Source organism: Flavobacterium sp. UM26 (assembly GCF_057922445.1).
In genome coordinates this window covers 110,487-129,297 of the sequence record NZ_JBVHCY010000011.1, presented here as the reverse complement: position 1 = coordinate 129,297, position 18,811 = coordinate 110,487, and the positions used below count along the sequence as shown (strand labels likewise).

Below are 18,811 nucleotides of genomic sequence, written 5' to 3'. Positions count from 1 at the left end.
AATGAAGTACTTTACGATACTATTTTGGCTTTTGGTGTGTACCACGACAACTGTTTTTTCACAAGAAAAATTTATTTCTCACAAAATTTCTCAGGGTGAAACGATTTCTTCAATAGCCGAAAAGTACCATGTTAGTCAAAAAGTAATTTTTAATTTAAATCCAAAAGCTTCAGGGATTTTAAAATTGAATTCGGTATTAAAAATTCCAAACAAGAATTTTAAAAAAGAGGTGGCTCAAAAAGAGCTGTCAACTAAAAAGAAGAATACAAAAGAAATAGATTATGTTGTTTTGCCAAAGGAGACCTTATTTGGTATTGCTAAAAAGTTCAATCTCTCAGTAGAAGCTGTTAAAAAAAGTAACCCCACGATTGATAAGTTAGGCCTACAAATTGGTAAAAAAATAAAATTGGTAGTGCCTGAAAACTTCGAATTGAAAGAAGAACCAGTTGTTGCTACATTAAATGAATCTGAAAAAAACTCAACCATCTCCTCAAGTAATAATTCTATTAGTGAATTTGTGACTTCAAATGCTTCGAACGAAGGACAGCAAATTCATGAAGTGAAAGCTACTGAGACAAAATACGGTATTTCTAAACGCTATGGGATTTCGGTTGATGCACTTGAAAAATTAAATCCTAATATTGTAACCAAGGGACTTGAAATAGGTCAGAAATTAAATGTGCCTTTGCAAAACAAGGCAATCGAACTGGTTCAAGCAATTGAGGTTTCACAACCGTCTGAAGTTAAAGTTGAAAATCCTGTTACTGTAGCAAATGAACAAGTTGTAGCAGAAACCTCGGTTACAAATACTATTTCCTTACCTGAAACTACAGCGATTGTTCATGAAGTATTACCAAAAGAAACCAAATTTGGCATTGCCAAAAAATACGGAATTACTGTCGCTGAATTGGAAAAACTAAATCCTTCGATTCATAAAAAATTGAGAGTTGGTGCAGTGTTGAAAATTAAAGAGGGAGCCACTGCTCTAGCGGAGAATGAAACGGAGGCTAAGGTAGATTCAGTAGTTACAGCATCAAGTTCTGATAAGTTTTTTGGAGATTATTCTATAGCAGATGATTTAATTGCTAAAGCTTCAGATAATTTAGGTATTCGATATAGATCCGGAGGTACTACAAGAGCGGGTTTTGATTGTTCTGGTTTAATGTGCTCAACGTTTAGTGCATTAGATATTAAGCTTCCAAGGTCGTCCAGTGAGATGTCAAATATTGGGATTAGAGTTACTCCTACAGAGGCAAAAAAAGGAGACTTGATTTTCTTTAAAACCAGAGGTAGTGGTCGTATCAACCACGTTGGTATGGTGGTAGATGTAATTGGAGATGAGATTAAATTCATTCATTCTTCTACCAATAGTGGTGTCATCATTTCTTCGACTAAAGAAGGATATTACCACCGAAATTTTGCCCAAGTAAATCGTGTACTGAAATAAATTAGTTTTCTTTATCTCGGTACAATTCAACATCGTTTTTCGCGATTCTTTTCTTTAGCCATTGTTTGAGTCTTTCTTCGTCATTTGAATTTAAGTTTTTGGAACTCTTATAAATCGCGATGGCTTTAGTCATAGTGCTATCTGTGTTTTCGTTAAATACATGATTCGCTACTGAAATGTTTTTGATTTCTGGAAACAATATAGAGATTTCTTCTCGTAATGCTTTGTTGTTGAAGTTATACGATTTGAGTTTGTTTTCTAGATGTAGTATCATAAGATCTTTTTCATTTTCTCTTGCTTTTTCGGTAGCATTGTTTTCTAAGATATATTTTTTTATATCAGTGGTATCTTGTTTAATCAATAATTGCGTATTCTCGATTTTATATTTTTTAAGCAGAGCAGAAAGTTCTTGTGTTTCTTTTCTATCTATTTTTTTGTTTAAAAAAGCTAATTCGATGCTTTTAGGGTTTTTGTTATAATTGATTTTTTGATACAGAATAGCGAAACCTTTTTCGGTGAATTCATCATTTAAAAACAACTCTACTCTTTGTTTATATTTTTTTTCTTGTATCAACACATAGGCAAAATATACGCTAGGAGCAATCAGTAAGACAATGATAGTTGAAATGGTGTATTTTATTTGTTTTCTATACTTGGGATTGATATGAGTTACCTCTGGGTATTTCAAGTATTTGACAATTACAAAAGTCGAAATACAGATAAACACACAATTAATAGTGTATAAAAAAAGAGCACCGAAGAAGTATTTCCAGTTACCTATGGCGAGTCCGTAGCCAGCCGTACACAAAGGAGGCATCAAGGCGGTGGCGATGGCAACTCCTGGGATTGGGTTTCCTTTTTCAACTCTAGTAATTGCGATTACTCCCACAAGACCACCAAAAAAAGCTATCAAAATATCATAAATATTAGGTGAGGTTCGGGCTAATAATTCAGATTGTGTTTCTTTGAATGGGCTGAGCGTAAAATAAATCGTGGAGACCAACAAACTCACTAAAGTAGCAATAACAAGGTTTTTGGCGGCTTTTTTTAATAATTCAAAATCATAAATTCCTAGACTAAAACCTGCGCCCACAATTGGCCCCATCAAAGGACTAATGAGCATGGCACCAATGATAACCGCCGTCGAATTTACGTTTAGCCCTACTGACGCAACTACAATCGCGCAAGCTAGTATCCAGACAGTAGATCCTCTAAACGAAATATTTGACTTTACGTTCTCTAATACTTTTTGTTTGTCTTCTTCTCCAGTGTGTAAATCAAGGAAATTCTGTAGTCGATTCATAGCGGTTTGTATTTATAAAAAGAACAATTTTTTTTGCCTTGTATTGTAAAGTTAAACAATTAAAGATTGGCATAAAAAAAACGTTGAGGTTTGTTCAACGTTTTAAAAATAGAGCTAAAGGTTAAAGTTTAGTTTTTTGTAAAGGTCAAATAATCGATTCCGCCATTACCACCACTAACATCTTTTAATTTGATTACCGTTGCTGTTTTTTCTATAATTTCCCAATCATCGGTTAGTTCGGCAAAGGTTGCAGGGGAGGAGAAACCTATATTAAAATCCAAATCGCTTATGCTGTCATCGTTACTGTTGCTGTCTGTAATGGACCAAGTCCCCGTTTGAGTTAAGGTGCCATTTGTGGCCGTTAAAACGCCATTATTTGCAAAGGTAAAGTTGTAGCCACTAAAGTTGCTGGTTTCTTCCTTATCAGTATCAAAGTAATAGGTGATTTTCCATGTACCAGATTTTACAATAGCCGCTACATTATCAGGAGAATTAGTGGTGCTAGAGTTGGTGTCGTCATTGCTACAGGAATAGAGTAGCAAAGTTAAACCGAGAAGTACAAGACTTCGCTTGATAGAATACAATGTTTTCATACTTTATTGTTTTTGGAATTTGTTTAACAACGAAAATAAAATTGTTTTTATTGTATTGTACTTAAAATCAATAACTTATTCTGTAGGTGTGATTTTTAATGTAGTGGTCACTTGCTTGGATATTTTTGAAGCTACAATAGAAGGTATTTCAATATTGAAGTCATCGGTATTTAAGACAAACGTGGTGTTGATTTCCATTCCTTTGTTTACTTTTAGGATAAGGGCTTTACAGGCTATAGGTTTGGACTTACCGTGTATTCTGATAATACCTTTAATTTGGTATTCTGTGGGTTGATTGGAGAGGGATTTGTAATCCAATTTATCGATTCTACCAATAAAAGTGGCTTTGGGATAGCGATCACTTTCTAAGTAATTGTCATTAAAATGGGTACGCATCAAATCTCTTTTGAATTGAAATTTTTCAATAAAAACGGTACAGTTTATCGAGCTAGTTTTTAACTCCACTTCGCAACTTACCTCTTGATTAGTAGCTTTCACTTCTTCAAATAAAGGAACAGAAGCTTCAAAATTGAGTACTCCTTTCGAAGAAGATAATCGTTCTTGTGCTTGTGTAAAGAAATAAAAAAGTAACAAGAAAAGAATGGTAATTTTTTTCATGTGAATTAAAAAATTGCATCTCTTAAAGTTACATTTTTTAATTGTTTTTAGCAATTATTTTTCGATATCTTGTGTGCTTTCTAATTTGAGTTACAAGGATAATTGGATGTTGTATTGTGATAAATGTGCCAGATTTTCTGCAGAACAATAATCGAATTCTTCTTCGTGTACTTCGTGTACTTTTTTGAGTTCAATTTGTTTCAAACAATTACTAAAACGACGTACATCATTTAAAGTCTTGAGCTGTAATCCTGGAACGGGAACACTTTTGCCGTGATCGTCTTTGGCGACCATCGTAAAATATGAGGAGTTACAATGCTTGATGACACCAGTTTGTATATTTTCTGCCTCAACTCGAATACCTACAATCATTGAACTTCTTCCCACATAATTTACAGAGGCTTTCATAGTAACCAATTCTCCTACTTCTATGGGTTGCAAAAAGTTTACCGTATCTACCGAGGCTGTAACGCAATAGTTTCCTGAAAATTTGGAGGCACTTGCAAAGGCAATTTGATCTAGTAAGGAAAGAATGTAACCTCCGTGTATTTTGCCACTAAAATTAGTGTGCGAGGGCAGCATTAGTTCCGAAATGGTGACATGTGATGCGGAAACTGGTTTGAATATATTGGTCATGAGTTATCTATTATTAAACGGGGAGGCTTCTTTTTGAACAGAGGTTATGAAAAAACGGGTTTCGCCCCACCACATAAAAGTGCGTTTTTTTTCTTCATAAGTTAAGCGAACATAATGACCTTGTAGAATTTTCAAACTATCGATAACTGCTTTGTCTTTGTCTAGTACTGAAAAACGAAAAATTTGTGCCCCCGAAATACCTTGACTCAATTCGCCTTCCCAAGTTTTGATAATCACGCCTTTGTGACTTAACCTAATTAATTCTCCGGAGCGAACACCATCGCTAACTGGAATATAATAAATGAAAGCCATGTATATAGCAACAACAAGTACTCCGGCTAGTAGTAATAAAGTGGCAATTTTTTTCATTTGTTTTAGTTTAAAAGGTTGTTTGTATCATTTTCAGCTCTTTTTAATACATTTTCGGGTAAGGCTTTTTTAGCTTTGGCTCCCATCTTTTTCAGTTTTTCTACACTCACAATTAGATTACCTTTTCCGTCCACAAGCTTATTCATTGCGGCTCCGTATTCTACTTTGCTTTCGTCAATTTTTTTTCCAATTTTTATTAAATCAGCTACAAAGCCTTCAAATTTATCATATAAAGCCCCTGCTTGACGAGCGATTTCTACTGCATTTTCTTGTTGTTTTTGGTTGGTCCACATGCTGTCAATGGTGCGTAGTGTGGCCAGTAAAGTGGATGGAGTAACTATCACAATATTTCTCTCAAAGGCTTTGTTGTACAAGGCAGCATCTTCATTCAAAGCAATGGCAAATGCAGGCTCTATCGGAATAAAAAGTAAGACAAAGTCTGGACTTTCCATTTGATACAAATCATGGTAGTTTTTCTCACCCAATTGATCCACATGACGTTTTATAGAAAAGACATGTTCCTTCAATAAAGAGGCTTTGATGTTATCATCTTCTTCATTGATGTATTTTTCGTAGGCAGTCAATGAAACTTTTGAGTCGACAATCATTTTTTTACCATCGGGTAAATTAATCACCACGTCAGGAAACACGCGGCTGCCTGCTTCGGTCACGTGGCTTTGTTGTACTTCGTATTCGCGTCCTTTTTCTAGACCTGATTTTTCGAGTACTCGTTCCAATACCAGTTCGCCCCAATTTCCTTGCATTTTACTGTCGCCTTTTAGGGCTTTGGTCAAATTGAGGGTTTCTTTGCTCATTTGTAAATTCATTTCACGAAGCCCAAGAATTTGCTGGCGCAGTGCTGCATGATAGTCAATGCTTTCTTTGTGGGTGTCTTCGACTTTTTTCTCGAATAACTGAATTTTATCTTGAAGAGGACTCAAAATATTCTTTATATTCTCCTTGTTTTGTTCGGTGAATTTATTCGATTTCTCGTCAAGAATTTTGTTGGCCAAATTTTCAAACTCTTTAGTGAATTTCTCCTGAAGATGCTCTACTTCATTTTTTTGTTCTCTATGACGCTCTAATAGATTGTCAAAATCTACTTCTTTTTTAGAGAGTTGAATAGCCAAACTATCTTTTTCATTTCGGATGGCTTCTTTTTCTTGAAGGCTATTTTGTAATTGTTTTTCGAAAGTAGTTTTGTCCAATACAGCTTGTTCTTTTTGTTGTTGTAGCAAATGTTGAGCAGCATTGATTTTCTCTTCCAAGCTTATTTTTTGTGACTCAAAACGAGCAGTAAACAACAGTTTGCCTATGAAAAGACCAAGACCAAAAGCAACGATGAAGACCAATAAAAAAGAAAATAATTCAGACATAGATTGAGTGTATTTGAAAAGTAAAAGTAAGAATTAATATCAATTCCTTTTTTCGAGAATTAATTAATTTATTTTTTGTTTTTCAACGCAACCTTTTGTTCCAAACCTACTCTATGAAAGAAACAAACAAAACACATTTACAATGAAAAAAATAGTTCTTTTTATCGCGATAGCATTTGGGATAACCTCATGCTCCCTAAACTCAGAATCGGATTCAATTTCTTGTGGTAATACCAGAAATGTAGCATATAAAAGTTTCAATACTTGCAATACCTTGATTACAGAAACAGTAGCATCCAAAGCTATTATCATCGATTCCCAAGAAAAATTTAATGCTACTTTTAAACCGTGTACTCCTCCAGTTGCAATTGATTTTACCACGACAAGTTTGGTGGGACTATTTGCTGGACAAAAACCTTCAGAAGGCTACGATATAAAAATACAAGCTGTTGTTGAAACCGATTGTGAGGTGGTGGTTTCGTTCTACGAAGTCGCTCCCAAAGTTGGCGATGTAGTGGCTCCCGTAACAACTTATCCCAAAGACGTGATTGCTATGCCAAAAACATCTAAACCTATTTACTTACAACGTGTAGGACAAAATAACGAATATGCCATTATTGGTAGTTTTAGAGGAGCTTGTACCGGAAGTGCATGTCAAGAATTCTATCGATTGGATATTCAAAAAGTATTACGTTTTAAAGATGTCGTATACGGAGATTATACGATGGCAAAATATGGTTTTACCGGCCTAGTATACAAAGATGATTACACTACTTTTCTTGGTGGCATTCCTAGCGAAGTTTCCAGTCTAAAAGGGCAAACAAAAACATACGGTTCTCCAGATTCGCATGATCAAGGTGGGATTTATTTCGAGTGGCATCAAGGTGGTGTCGTGACCAAAATTTATTTGGATAATGACGATACCGCAGACCAAAGCTCGGCAATCTTAAGTTTTAAGAAAAGACTTCAAGATAAAATCACTTTATTAAAAACCAAGAATTAATCATTTTCTGGAGTGGTTAAAGGCAAAAAGAATAACGTTACTTTTGCAAGAGTGTAGGCCTAAAAGTTATAAGTGTAAGACAAATTGAAAGACAACTTAGAAATACTGATTAAAAAATGTGTTGAAAACGATAGGGCGGCCCAGCAAAAGCTCTATCAGTTGTTCGCTCCTGTTTTATATGGTCTTTGTTTGAAGTATATGAAAAATGAAGACGATGCTAAAGATGTGTTTCAAGAAGCCTTTGTTATAGCTTATCAAAAGATTTATCAATTTAAATTTGAAGGAAGTTTTGAAGGTTGGCTCAAGAGAATTTTTATATACAAATGCATCGAAACTTTAAAAAAGAACAGAAAAAACCTTTTTTTACTTGAAGTATACGATGATCCTATAGACGAAAGTTTCGAAGAAGAGGAGATGGACCGTACCGCTCTTAGCGAAGAGCAGTTGCTTGAATACATACAAGATTTACCAGATCAATACCGATTGGTGTTCAACTTGTATGTATTCGAAAAACTGAAACATAAAGAGATTTCTCAATTGCTTAATATTACAGAAAGCACCTCGAAATCCAATTTGAATAGAGCTAAAAGCCATCTGAAGAGAAGAATTTTGGCCGCATTTAATTCTAAAATAGCATGAAAAAAGAAAAGATAGAAACAATGTTTTCTTCAATGGAAAATTTCTCTAGCACACCGCCACCAGAATTGTGGGATGCTATAGAAAGAGAATTGGACACACCCAAAAAGAAAAAGAAAGTAGTGGCTTGGTGGTTTGCTGCAGCCTGCTTGTTGGTTGGCTTAGGTATACCCGCCTATTTGTTTTTTCAAACCCAATCAAACCCTTTGTCAAATCCGGTAGTAACCGATGGCAATTCAAAAGTAGTTTTCAAAGAAAATTCATCAACTGAAACAACATCAGTTAAAAAATCAACAACAAGTCTTTCAAGCAAAAGCACGAAAGAGCATCATAATGCAGTGATAGTCCTTTCAAGTCCAGCCTCTGAAAGCGAATCAGCAACAATTCACATCAACAATATGGCATCCAAATCAAGCCAACATATACAAAAGAATAGCGGTCAAAAAAAGGTAATAGGAGTAAGGCAGTCCAACAACGAAGAAAGCTATTCGCCTTTTGTTACCCTTCAACAAAAAGTAAAAAACAACTCCCACATTCCGCATGCATCGGGGAATAACCCAGCAATTGTAGCAACAGAACCTCAAAGCCAATCCAAGTTCGAGACCATTTTTAATGCATCAAATAATAGCGAAAGACAAGAGAGCTCGCTAGAATATGATGTAAAAAACAATTCTAATTCAAGTAGTGTTAGCCACATAAATGAAAATAAAAAAACAATCATTGCTGCCGTAAACTCAGACGCTAATAGTAAAGAGCAAATACAAATTCAGCAAGAGCTAGCCGTTTTAGAGCAAAAAGCAAAAGGACAAGAACCAGAACCCAAGGACAAACAAGACAAAAAACAACAAACTTTGTCAAAATGGTCTATGCAAGTTATAGCTGGAGTCAATACTTCTCAAAATTATAACAATCAACAAACCCTTGGGGTAAAAAGCGAAGCACAACAAGGCAAAACCTATGGCGTGACAACCCATTACAAACTCAATAAAAAATGGGCTGTAGGTTCAGGTTTAAAACTTAACGAACTAGGACAACAACTAAAAGGTGTATCGTATTACAACAACCAAATGGTACAAGGAGCCGGAATCAATGGCGTAATTGTGGCAGAAAAATCAGATGTAAACGCTATTTCTACCAATTCAGACTATATTTTCCTTGCTCAAACCAAGTCAATGGCATTCAATCCAATGGCTTTTTCATCTGGAGATATAGCACAAAATCTTAAGTATGTAGAGATCCCGCTTACCGTTTCTTATGTGCTCTTCCAAAAAAGTAAAACCAACATTCAACTCAATACAGGAGGTTTCGTTGGCAAGCTGGTTTCTAATCAGTTTTTCCTCAATGGCGAATTCATTGGCGCAAGCAATCAAGTCAACGATATGGTGTACGGAACCTTGTTGAGCAGTACTCTTCAATACAAAGTTTTTCCCCAAACACATTTGTTTGTAGAACCAGGCATGAATCTATTTAGTAGCCCGCTAAAAGAGCAATCCTTCAACCAATTTCAGTGGTCATTTAACTTTGGAGTGCATTTTGATTTTTAATTTTTTTAGGAGCAGTTACAATGGGCGTATCAGTTAGCACACACCCGTCATCCGCTATATCTTTGCCTTTTTTCTTAACCCAGAATCCGCATTAGACTTCGTAGCGAAACTGAATTATTCAATAAAAGCAAGAGCTCACGGACTATTTTTGAAGATGTAATACTTTTGTATTTTGAATTTAAAAATGGGAGTAAGTTCTTGGTTTTGAAGAAGAATTTAGTTGTAGTAGATTTCTAATGCGGATTCTGGGTTAAGAAAAAAGGCAAAGGATGCCGCTCCTACCGGGGCTAAGAGCAGCAATTGTGCTATTTTGTAAGCAGCTCCAAAAAGTTAATTAATCTATTCTTAACGCGTTGCCATCAAGGCTAACTTTTCCCTGTCATTTCTTATCGTATCTTTGCGGCACAAAACAAGAATATGAAAAAAATAGTGGTAGGGTTATTCCTTTTGTTAGGATTAGGAATGACAGCGCAAGAGCAAAAAAAACCATATGTAATTTTGGTTTCTTTAGATGGATTTAGATGGGATTATCCAAAGTATTTTGAAACACCCAATCTTGATAGTTTGGCCAAACATGGAGTAAAAGCCAAGTCCATGCAACCCAGCTATCCAACCAAAACTTTTCCCAATCATTACTCCATCGCCACAGGATTATACCCAGATCATCACGGAATTGTCAATAACAATTTTTATGATCCAACCACTCAAAAAATATTTACCCTAAAAACAGAAGCCAAAAAAAACAGTGAATTTTACGGCGGTAATCCTATTTGGAATCTAGCAGAAGAACAAGGCGTTAAAGCCGCTTGTTTCTATTGGCCTGGCTCAGACACAGGAGTTAAAAGCGCAAGTACATTCAAAGAATACGACGAATCGGTTAGTTACGAAACCCGAATCAATACCGTAATCGAGTGGCTTAATCTGCCCGAAGCAGAGCGTCCTCATTTAATTACGCTATATTTTGACCAACCCGATGAAACAGGACATAATCACGGACCTTTGTCAGAAGAAAATAAAAAAATGGTTCCAAAAGTCGATGCTGTCATTGGGCAACTCATGCAAAAATTAGACGCACTTCCAATCGGTAAAGAAATTAATCTAATTGTAGTATCAGACCACGGAATGGCAGCCATCAGTAATGACAAAAAAGTGACTATTTTAGACTATCTCAAACCAGAGTGGTACGGATATGCCGCAGTAATCAACCCGATTATGAGTATTGAAGCCAAAACAGGGTATAAAGATTCGATTGCTAATGCCTTAAAAAAAGTACCTCATATCAAATGGTTTCCTACTAATAAAGTACCCAAGCGACTACATTTTGGAACCAATCCCAGAGCGTTAGATTTTGTTATTGAAGCTGATGCAGGCTATAGTTTAGTTAACAAACCCGATCAAAAAATCACTGGAGGCACACATGGTTATAATAACAAAATGAAAGACATGCAAGCTATTTTTTATGCCAAAGGACCTAACTTTAAAACAGGCAAAAAAGTAAAGTCTTTTCGAAACGTTAGTGTTTATCCGCTAATTGCTGCAATCCTAGGATTAAAAATGGAAGCTATAGATGGCGATTTCGATGAGGTAAAAGCGATGTTAAAATAGTACTAGAATAGTTAATCAAGTCCAACGCTATTCGATTAACGCAAAAAGCTGTTCGAAAGTAATTTCAGAACAGCTTTTTGTTTTAAGGGGTAAAACTATTTTCTAATGATGATTTTATCTGTTTTGTCTTGGTGTTATTGACTTCCATGAAAGCTAATATTTTTCAAAAAAAGACTCTGATTTTGAGTCAATACCCCTCGTATTATTTTGAAAAATGAATTTATCTAAAGTTCCATCCTAGTGTTACACCAAAAGCTACAGGTTTAATTTCAGCATCTTTATTGGTGCTGTACAAGCCATTTGGTTTTCTATCAGATGTAGATGTTGGATTATAGCTAATATAGGATTCATTCTTGTTTTGGTCTAAAATTGTACCATATCCATTTTCTAGAAACATAGCCGCATATAACGAATGCTTACTTCCCATATCAAATGTAAATCCTAATTCGAAAGAACTCATTACAATTCCCTTAGTTTTATACTCTCCTGATGAGGAATAATTGTCAAGACGCCCCAAACCATATTCTGGTAAATCATCGATAGTCAAGTTTACATCTGGATAGTAAGCGCTTCCATTTACGTAATCGGCTGTTGCTTTAATGGTATAGTTTACAGGTAAAAAATATTTAGCTCCAGCTCTAAAATTAAACTCAATACCCTTATTAATAGTTGTTTTATACTGAATAAAAAGAGGGATTTGCAAGGCATGTAAAGTTTGTCTTTCTTTATAATTCTTTGTAGTAACGTTATAAATAAATGCTGAAGTTGATGCATCAATTTCTATACTTGAAAGTGTTGCAGAAGGTTGATACAAAGAAACTTCTTGTTTGTATTGTGAGAATTCTAGCCCCGAACCAATACCAAAATGCGTATTTAAAGAGTAGATATAACCTGCTTTTATAGCTCCGCCTAGGCGATTACTTGTCTGTATACCATCAACATCACTTTCAATAGCTGCTATTCCAGACTGTATACCTATATAAAACTGTGCAGCTACTCCTTGGGAAATGAATAAAACTATAGTTCCAATTATGTTTTTAATATTGAATTTCATATATAAAAGTTATTTGTTAGTGGTCATATATGGTATCGCTTTTTCTTATTCGTGTTTGTTTGCAACAAACCTATTGTTAATGGCGATTTCATAGATGTAAAATTTATTTGTCAGCTTTTCTGTATGTTATGTTTCGCCAATTCGCTACGCTCGGTTTACTTTTTATTTATTAGTTTTTAGTTCACACAAACTTATTGGTAATGGCAATTTTTTACTTGTTATTAGAATAATTCATCCCCATTCATTAAAAATGAGGATGTCATATTCTGTAAATTATTTTCTTACTAAAAGGGTTTTAGTAAAGTATTTACCATTTGCTAAGGTCATTTTTATAATATAAATGCCCTCAATACTTGGAGCTATCATGTCAATAGTGCTTTGACTTGTTGTTATAGTGCTCAACAAGTTTCCAGTTAAACTATAGAGCTCAACACGTGCATTTTGTAATTTGTTTGGACTAATATTCGTCAGTAATTGGAAATTCGCATTACTACTAACAGGGTTTGGAACAATTCTTATATACTCATCCTCCCCTGAAGGAGATAAAGTCAACGGACAAGTTGTAATTAATGTTCCGTCTAATTTTGTGGCTACAGCATAATAAGTACCATTCAAGGCACCACTTTCTTTGAAATATTGTGACGTTTGATTCGGAACTAAAACCCCATTTTTATACCAGCTATAGGCTTTAAAACTCCTAGAACTATTGTCAAAGAAAATAATGTTTTCAAATTGTTTTCTAATCAGGTTAGGTTGACGCGTTACAGCTTGTCGGACTACAGTTGAGGCTGCATTGTAATTCATATTACCTGGTTGCGAAGCCGTTATGGTTGCGGATCCGTAATTTTGGAAAAATAATGAATTATTTGAAACACTAGCAATAGCCGTGTTAGAAGAGGTATAATTTATGGCTAAACCACTATTGCTGACAGCAGTCAAAACAAGACTAGTTTCTCCATTACAACCTAATTCCAAAGTCTGATTCCAAGTAATTACTTGATCAGCTTTTGTAATAGTAAAATCGGAGCCATTATAGGTAATAGTATAATTTCCACCCGCGCTCAAGGAGCCTTGTGTTATAGCATAAACGCCAACGTTTTCACCAGTAGCTCTTGTTAAAGTCCCAGTGAATGAATCGCCATTTACTAAACTCGGAGAAACAGTATAAGCAAAAATAGGGTCTGTTGTACCATATACTTTGGTTTGTGAAGCATTTGCTGTTACTGTGATCGGTTTTGCCGTAATAGTAAAATCTTTGCTTATATAAGTAATGCTATAATTAGATCCAGCACTTAAACTTCCTTGTGTGATTGGATAGTTTCCAATGTTCTCTCCAGCAGTTCTGGTTAAAGCTCCAATGAAAGAATCACCACTTACTAAACTTGGCGAAAAAGTATAAGAGTAAATAGGATTTGCCGTTCCATATACTTTGGTTTGTGAAGCATCGGCCGTTACTGTAATAGGTTTGGCGGTGATAACAAAATCCTTACTTACATAAGTAATGCTATAATTAGATCCAGCACTTAAACTTCCTTGTGTGATTGGATAGTTTCCAATGTTCTCTCCAGCAGTTCTTGTTAAAGCTCCAATGAAAGAATCACCACCTACTAAACTTGGTGAAGTGGTATAAGCAAAAACGGGATCTGTTGTTCCATAAACTTTTGTTTGCGTTGGAGTTGCTGTTACTGTAATAGGTTTGGCGGTGATCACAAAATCCTTACTTACATAAGTAATACTATAATTAGATCCAGCACTTAAACTTCCTTGGTTAATAGTATAAGTTCCGATATTCTCCCCTGCAACTCTGGTTAAAGACCCAGTAAAGGAATCACCACTTACTAAACTTGGTGAAGTGGTATAAGCAAAAACGGGATCTGTTGTTCCATAAACTTTTGTTTGCGATGGAGTTGCTGTTACTGTAATTGGTTTTGCCGTAATAGTAAAGTTAGCGCCAACGAAAGTAATTAAATATTTAGATCCAGCTGAAAGTGAACCTTGACTAATAGCATAATTACCAATATCTTCACCACTAACTCTTGTTAAGGCTCCAGTAAATGAATCTCCAGCAAGTAAATTTGGTGAAACGGTATAAGTAAAAACAGGATCACTCTCCCCGTATACTTTAGTTTGAGAAGGCGCTACAGTTACGGTAATTGGGATTTGATTTAATTTCAGCACATAATTATAGGTAGCAGTACAATTATTAGCATCAGTAGCGGTAACCGTAAAATTACTATCTGTAATTTGAGTTGAAGTACCAGTTATTTGTCCAGTTGTTGATAGCGAAAAACCAGATGGCAAACTACCTGCCGTAACTGCATACGTTTTAGTTCCTGTTCCTCTTGTAGTTACTATAGTTTGACTATATCCAATATTATAATCATAACCAGACAAAATGGTTGTTGAGAAATCAATTGGCATAGGTTCTGTGATAGTAAAGTCTTGCGAAGTAGAACATCCATTGGCATCGGTTATGGTGCAAGTCCAAGTTCCGGCTGTTAAACCAGTTACAGAAGTGGTTCCATCTCCTGTTGGGTTGCCAGGTGTCCAATTATAAGTGTATCCACCAGCGCCACCCGTTGGTGTATTGATAGATGCTGCTCCATTAGTTCCACCATTGCAAGAGACATTGGTTTGTGCTGCTGCGGTAAGGGAAATTGCTGTTGGTTCGGTGATGGTAAAGTTAACAGCAGTAGTACAGTTATTAGCGTCGGTTATGGTACAAGTCCAAGTTCCGGCTGTTAAACCAGTTACAGAAGCGGTTCCATCTCCAGTAGGATTTCCTGGTGTCCAATTGTAAGTGTATCCACCAGCGCCACCTGTTGGTGTATTGATAGATGCCGCTCCGTTAGAGCCGCCATTACAAGACATATTGGTTTGTGAAGCCGCAGTAGCTGTTAAAGCTGTTGGTTCAGTAATAGTAAAGTTAACAGCGGTAGTACAGTTATTAGCGTCGGTTATAGTACAAGTCCAAGTTCCGGCTGTTAAACCAGTTACAGAAGCGGTTCCATCTCCAGTAGGATTCCCCGGTGTCCAATTATAAGTATATCCACCAGCGCCACCTGTTGGTGTATTGATAGATGCTGCTCCATTAGAGCTGCCATTACAAGATACATTGGTTTGCGAAGCCGCAGTAGCTGTTAAAGCTGTTGGTTCGGTGATGGTAAAGTTAACAGCAGTAGTACAGTTATTAGCGTCGGTTATAGTACAAGTCCAAGTTCCAGCTGTTAAACCAGTTACAGAAGCGGTTCCATCTCCAGTAGGATTTCCCGGTGTCCAATTATAAGTGTATCCACCAGCTCCACCTGTTGGTGTATTGATAGATGCTGCTCCGTTAGAGCCGCCATTACAAGACACATTGGTTTGCGAAGCCGCAGTAGCTGTTAAAGCAGTTGGTTGTGTAATGGTAAAATTTCTTGAAGTTGAACAACCAGTAGTATTGTCCGTTACTGTACATGTCCAAATTCCCGCTGTTAAGCCAGTTACGGAAGTAGTTCCATCTCCTGTAGGGTTTCCAGGCGTCCAGTTATAAGTATAGTTTCCACTGCCTCCTGTAGCCGTATTTACAGATGCTGCTCCATTAGTTCCACCATTGCAAGAGACATTGGTTTGTGCTGCTGCGGTAAGGGAAATTGCTGTTGGTTCCGTGATGGTAAAGTTAACAGCAGTAGTACAGCTATTGGCATCGGTAATGGTGCAAGTCCAAGTTCCCGCTGTTAAACCAGTTACAGAAGTGGTTCCATCTCCAGTAGGATTTCCCGGTGTCCAATTGTAAGTGTATCCACCAGCTCCACCCGTTGGTGTATTGATAGATGCCGCTCCGTTAGAGCCGCCATTACAAGACACATTGGTTTGTGAAGCCGCAGTAGCTGTTAAAGCTGTTGGTTCAGTAATAGTAAAGTTAACAGCAGTAGTACAGTTATTAGCGTCGGTTATAGTACAAGTCCAAGTTCCGGCTGTTAAACCAGTTACAGAAGCGGTTCCATCTCCAGTAGGATTTCCTGGTGTCCAATTGTAAGTGTATCCACCAGCGCCCCCTGTTGGTGTATTGATAGATGCCGCTCCGTTAGAGCCGCCATTACAAGACACATTGGTTTGTGAAGCCGCAGTAGCTGTTAAAGCTGTTGGTTCGGTGATGGTAAAGTTAACAGCAGTAGTACAGTTATTAGCGTCGGTTATAGTACAAGTCCAAGTTCCGGCTGTTAAACCAGTTACAGAAGCGGTTCCATCTCCATTAGGATTTCCCGGTGTCCAATTATAAGTGTATCCACCAGCACCACCTGTTGGTGTATTGATAGATGCTGCTCCATTAGAGCCTCCATTACAAGATACATTGGTTTGCGAAGCCGCAGTAGCTGTTAAAGCAGTTGGTTGTGTAATGGTAAAGTTAACAGCAGTAGTACAGTTATTAGCGTCTGTTATAGTACAAGTCCAAGTTCCAGCTGTTAAACCAGTTACAGATGCGGTTCCATCTCCAGTAGGATTTCCCGGTGTCCAATTATAAGCGTATCCACCAGCTCCACCTGTTGGTGTATTGATAGATGCCGCTCCGTTAGAGCCGCCATTACAAGACACATTGGTTTGCGAAGCCGCAGTAGCTGTTAAAGTTGTTGGTTGTGTAATAGTAAAATTTCTTGAAGTAGAACATCCATTTGCATCGGTTACGGTACAAGTCCAAGTTCCTGCTGTTAAGCCAGTTACGGAAGTAGTTCCATCTCCTGTAGGGTTTCCAGGCGTCCAGTTATAAGTATATCCTCCAGCTCCTCCTGTAGCAGCATTTACAGTTGCAGCACCATTCGCAAGTCCATTGCAAGAGACATTAATTTGGGATGCAGCGGTAAGGGATATTACTGTTGGTTGTGTAATAGTAAAATTAACAGCAGTAGTACAGCTATTGGCATCGGTAATGGTGCAAGTCCAAGTTCCAGCTGTTAAACCAGTTACAGAAGTGGTTCCATCTCCGGTAGGATTTCCTGGTGTCCAATTATAAGTGTATCCACCAGCGCCACCTGTTGGTGTATTGATAGATGCTGCTCCGTTAGAGCCGCCATTACAAGATACATTGGTTTGCGAAGCCGCAGTAGCTGTTAAAGCAGTTGGTTGTGTTATAGTAAAATTTCTTGAAGTAGAACAGCCATTTGCATCGGTTACGGTACAAGTCCAAGTTCCCACTGTTAAACCAGTTACAGAAGTGGTTCCATCTCCAGTTGGATTTCCTGGTGTCCAATTATAAGTATATCCACCAGCACCCCCCGTTGGTGTATTGATAGATGCCGCTCCATTAGAGCCACCATTACAAGACACATTGGTTTGAGAAGCTGCAGTAACTGTTAAAGCAGTTGGTTGGGTAATAGTAAAATTTCTTGAACTAGAACATCCATTTGCATCGGTTACGGTACAAGTCCAAGTACCTACTGTCAATCCTGTTACAGAAGTCGTTCCGTCTCCTGTAGGGTTTCCTGGTGTCCAGTTGTAAGTATATGGACCTACACCTCCTGTAGCAGCATTTACTGTTGCGGCTCCAGTTGAGCCACCATTACAAGCAACGTTTGTTTGAGATGCTGCTGTTAAAGTAATCGTAGTTACGGATAATAATCCTGAACTTGAATTGGTACTACAAGAACCATCCTTAGCCACACAGCGATATGAAAAACCGTTCATACCAGAAGTTGCTCCTGTGATTGTTAAAGTGCTTGTTGTTGCATTCGAATAAACACCACCGTCAGTAATATCTGTAAAACCAGAACCCGTATCGACCTGCCATTGATAAGCAGTAGCTCCAGTTGCAGCTAGGGTAAAGGTTGTGTTACCATTATTACAAACTGTAGTATTACTAGGTTGTGTAGTTATCACTGGAGCAGTACAGGCGGGTGTAGAAAACAAACGGAAGTTATCTATACCCCATTCTTCATTTGAACCTTCAGAAAAAACACGGATTAATAAGTTCATTGTGGTACCTGTACCCGAAATAGACTTAGTAAATTCATTAAATGCATTGGTTAATTGGGTTCCATCTCCACAACCATTGCCATCTGTATCTTCAAAAAGATATTTGTCTCCTACACCACTGGCACTTCCTCTGTTGAAAAAACGTATCAAACTAGTGTAAGGCCCTCCGTCTATACTGTATTCAATGATAATGTAATCAGTATTGGTTGTTCCTACACCACTATTACAAGCTTGAGTATTATCCCAAGGTTCGTTAGTACTATTTGCTGCTAATAATCCTTTAAAACTCAAACCAGTTTTACCACTTATATTAATGTTTGACCATAATATTTGTAGTTCGTTATTAGAGCTATTCGATGCAGCTCCTTCAGCACCACTCGCAGCAAACCCAGTTCCAACAGCGTTGTGGTCTTCACCAGCCCAATAATTGGTGCCTTCCTTACCAGTAAACGGAACTACTTGTGATATAGTAGAACCATCGGTTAGTTTAAAATAGGCAGTACTTGGTGAAGTGGTGCCTCCATTTTCTTCAGGGGTTCGCGTCCCGCTGGACGGTAACCCACTCTCAAAAGTGTCACTCCAAAATTGCACTTGCGCTTGAGCCGCAAAGCAAAATAGTAATAAAGCGACCAACAAAGTAATTTTTTGTTTCATAGGAGTTAGTTTAAATTATTATAA

Annotated in this window: 13 protein-coding genes; 5 read left to right on the top strand and 8 right to left on the bottom strand. The window is 37.1% G+C overall.

Going from position 1 to position 18,811, the window contains the following annotated elements:
- Position 1: 1 nt before the first annotated feature.
- Complete coding sequence (locus ACZ1AQ_RS13275; protein WP_489633360.1) at positions 2-1,447, top strand: peptidoglycan endopeptidase; 1,446 nt, start codon at positions 2-4, stop codon at positions 1,445-1,447.
- Position 1,448: 1 nt separating this feature from the next.
- Here ACZ1AQ_RS13275 and ACZ1AQ_RS13270 read toward each other — a convergent pair whose 3' ends face one another.
- From ACZ1AQ_RS13270 to ACZ1AQ_RS13245, 6 genes are all read right to left on the bottom strand, one after another.
- Complete coding sequence (locus ACZ1AQ_RS13270) at positions 1,449-2,750, bottom strand: TIGR00341 family protein (RefSeq protein WP_489633359.1); 1,302 nt, start codon at positions 2,748-2,750, stop codon at positions 1,449-1,451.
- Between the two features lie 128 nt (positions 2,751-2,878).
- Positions 2,879-3,343, bottom strand: a complete 465-nt coding sequence (locus tag ACZ1AQ_RS13265) for a hypothetical protein (RefSeq protein ID WP_489633358.1) — start codon at positions 3,341-3,343, stop codon at positions 2,879-2,881.
- 75 nt (positions 3,344-3,418) lie between these two features.
- Positions 3,419-3,961 carry a YceI family protein gene (locus ACZ1AQ_RS13260; protein WP_489633357.1) on the bottom strand — a complete coding sequence of 181 codons (543 nt, stop codon included), beginning with the start codon at positions 3,959-3,961 and terminating at the stop codon, positions 3,419-3,421.
- A 90-nt stretch (positions 3,962-4,051) separates the two neighbouring features.
- Positions 4,052-4,597, bottom strand: a complete 546-nt coding sequence (locus tag ACZ1AQ_RS13255) for an acyl-CoA thioesterase (protein ID WP_489633356.1) — start codon at positions 4,595-4,597, stop codon at positions 4,052-4,054.
- Between the two features lie 3 nt (positions 4,598-4,600).
- Positions 4,601-4,966: a 6-phosphogluconate dehydrogenase gene (locus tag ACZ1AQ_RS13250; RefSeq protein ID WP_489633355.1), complete on the bottom strand. Its 366-nt coding sequence runs from the start codon at positions 4,964-4,966 to the stop codon at positions 4,601-4,603.
- Between the two features lie 5 nt (positions 4,967-4,971).
- Entirely contained in the window at positions 4,972-6,342 is a 1,371-nt protein-coding gene (locus tag ACZ1AQ_RS13245) for a DNA recombination protein RmuC (protein WP_489633354.1), read from the bottom strand.
- A gap of 142 nt (positions 6,343-6,484) precedes the next feature.
- Between ACZ1AQ_RS13245 and ACZ1AQ_RS13240 the strand changes: the two genes are divergently transcribed.
- The 4 genes from ACZ1AQ_RS13240 to ACZ1AQ_RS13225 all read left to right on the top strand — a co-directional run bounded on the left by ACZ1AQ_RS13240 (position 6,485) and on the right by ACZ1AQ_RS13225 (position 11,130).
- On the top strand, positions 6,485-7,345 hold the full coding sequence (locus tag ACZ1AQ_RS13240) for a protease complex subunit PrcB family protein (RefSeq protein ID WP_489633353.1): 861 nt from the start codon (positions 6,485-6,487) through the stop codon (positions 7,343-7,345).
- An 84-nt stretch (positions 7,346-7,429) separates the two neighbouring features.
- Entirely contained in the window at positions 7,430-7,984 is a 555-nt protein-coding gene (locus tag ACZ1AQ_RS13235; RefSeq protein WP_489633352.1) for an RNA polymerase sigma factor, read from the top strand.
- Entirely contained in the window at positions 7,981-9,525 is a 1,545-nt protein-coding gene (locus ACZ1AQ_RS13230; RefSeq protein ID WP_489633351.1) for a hypothetical protein, read from the top strand. The genes ACZ1AQ_RS13235 and ACZ1AQ_RS13230 overlap by 4 nt, the downstream gene beginning before the upstream one ends.
- Before the next feature lie 417 nt (positions 9,526-9,942).
- On the top strand, positions 9,943-11,130 hold the full coding sequence (locus ACZ1AQ_RS13225) for an alkaline phosphatase family protein (protein ID WP_489633350.1): 1,188 nt from the start codon (positions 9,943-9,945) through the stop codon (positions 11,128-11,130).
- A gap of 220 nt (positions 11,131-11,350) precedes the next feature.
- On the opposite strand, the gene ACZ1AQ_RS13220 is transcribed toward ACZ1AQ_RS13225, so the two are convergent.
- On the bottom strand, positions 11,351-12,184 hold the full coding sequence (locus ACZ1AQ_RS13220; RefSeq protein ID WP_489633349.1) for an outer membrane beta-barrel protein: 834 nt from the start codon (positions 12,182-12,184) through the stop codon (positions 11,351-11,353).
- Between the two features lie 273 nt (positions 12,185-12,457).
- Positions 12,458-18,787 (bottom strand): MBG domain-containing protein, encoded by a 6,330-nt coding sequence (locus ACZ1AQ_RS13215; RefSeq protein ID WP_489633348.1) that lies wholly within the window; start codon positions 18,785-18,787, stop codon positions 12,458-12,460.
- Positions 18,788-18,811: the final 24 nt, after the last annotated feature.

Excerpts from the sequence above, each read along its gene's own strand:
- ACZ1AQ_RS13265 (WP_489633358.1), bottom strand. The coding sequence starts at position 3,343 with ATGAAAACATTGTATTCTATCAAGCGAAGTCTTGTACTTCTCGGTTTA.
- ACZ1AQ_RS13220 (WP_489633349.1), bottom strand. The coding sequence starts at position 12,184 with ATGAAATTCAATATTAAAAACATAATTGGAACTATAGTTTTATTCATT.
- ACZ1AQ_RS13250 (WP_489633355.1), bottom strand. The coding sequence starts at position 4,966 with ATGAAAAAAATTGCCACTTTATTACTACTAGCCGGAGTACTTGTTGTT.
- ACZ1AQ_RS13215 (WP_489633348.1), bottom strand. The coding sequence starts at position 18,787 with ATGAAACAAAAAATTACTTTGTTGGTCGCTTTATTACTATTTTGCTTT.
- ACZ1AQ_RS13270 (WP_489633359.1), bottom strand. The coding sequence starts at position 2,750 with ATGAATCGACTACAGAATTTCCTTGATTTACACACTGGAGAAGAAGAC.
- ACZ1AQ_RS13240 (WP_489633353.1), top strand. The coding sequence starts at position 6,485 with ATGAAAAAAATAGTTCTTTTTATCGCGATAGCATTTGGGATAACCTCA.
- ACZ1AQ_RS13260 (WP_489633357.1), bottom strand. The coding sequence starts at position 3,961 with ATGAAAAAAATTACCATTCTTTTCTTGTTACTTTTTTATTTCTTTACA.
- ACZ1AQ_RS13245 (WP_489633354.1), bottom strand. The coding sequence starts at position 6,342 with ATGTCTGAATTATTTTCTTTTTTATTGGTCTTCATCGTTGCTTTTGGT.
- ACZ1AQ_RS13225 (WP_489633350.1), top strand. The coding sequence starts at position 9,943 with ATGAAAAAAATAGTGGTAGGGTTATTCCTTTTGTTAGGATTAGGAATG.
- ACZ1AQ_RS13255 (WP_489633356.1), bottom strand. The coding sequence starts at position 4,597 with ATGACCAATATATTCAAACCAGTTTCCGCATCACATGTCACCATTTCG.
- ACZ1AQ_RS13230 (WP_489633351.1), top strand. The coding sequence starts at position 7,981 with ATGAAAAAAGAAAAGATAGAAACAATGTTTTCTTCAATGGAAAATTTC.
- ACZ1AQ_RS13275 (WP_489633360.1), top strand. The coding sequence starts at position 2 with ATGAAGTACTTTACGATACTATTTTGGCTTTTGGTGTGTACCACGACA.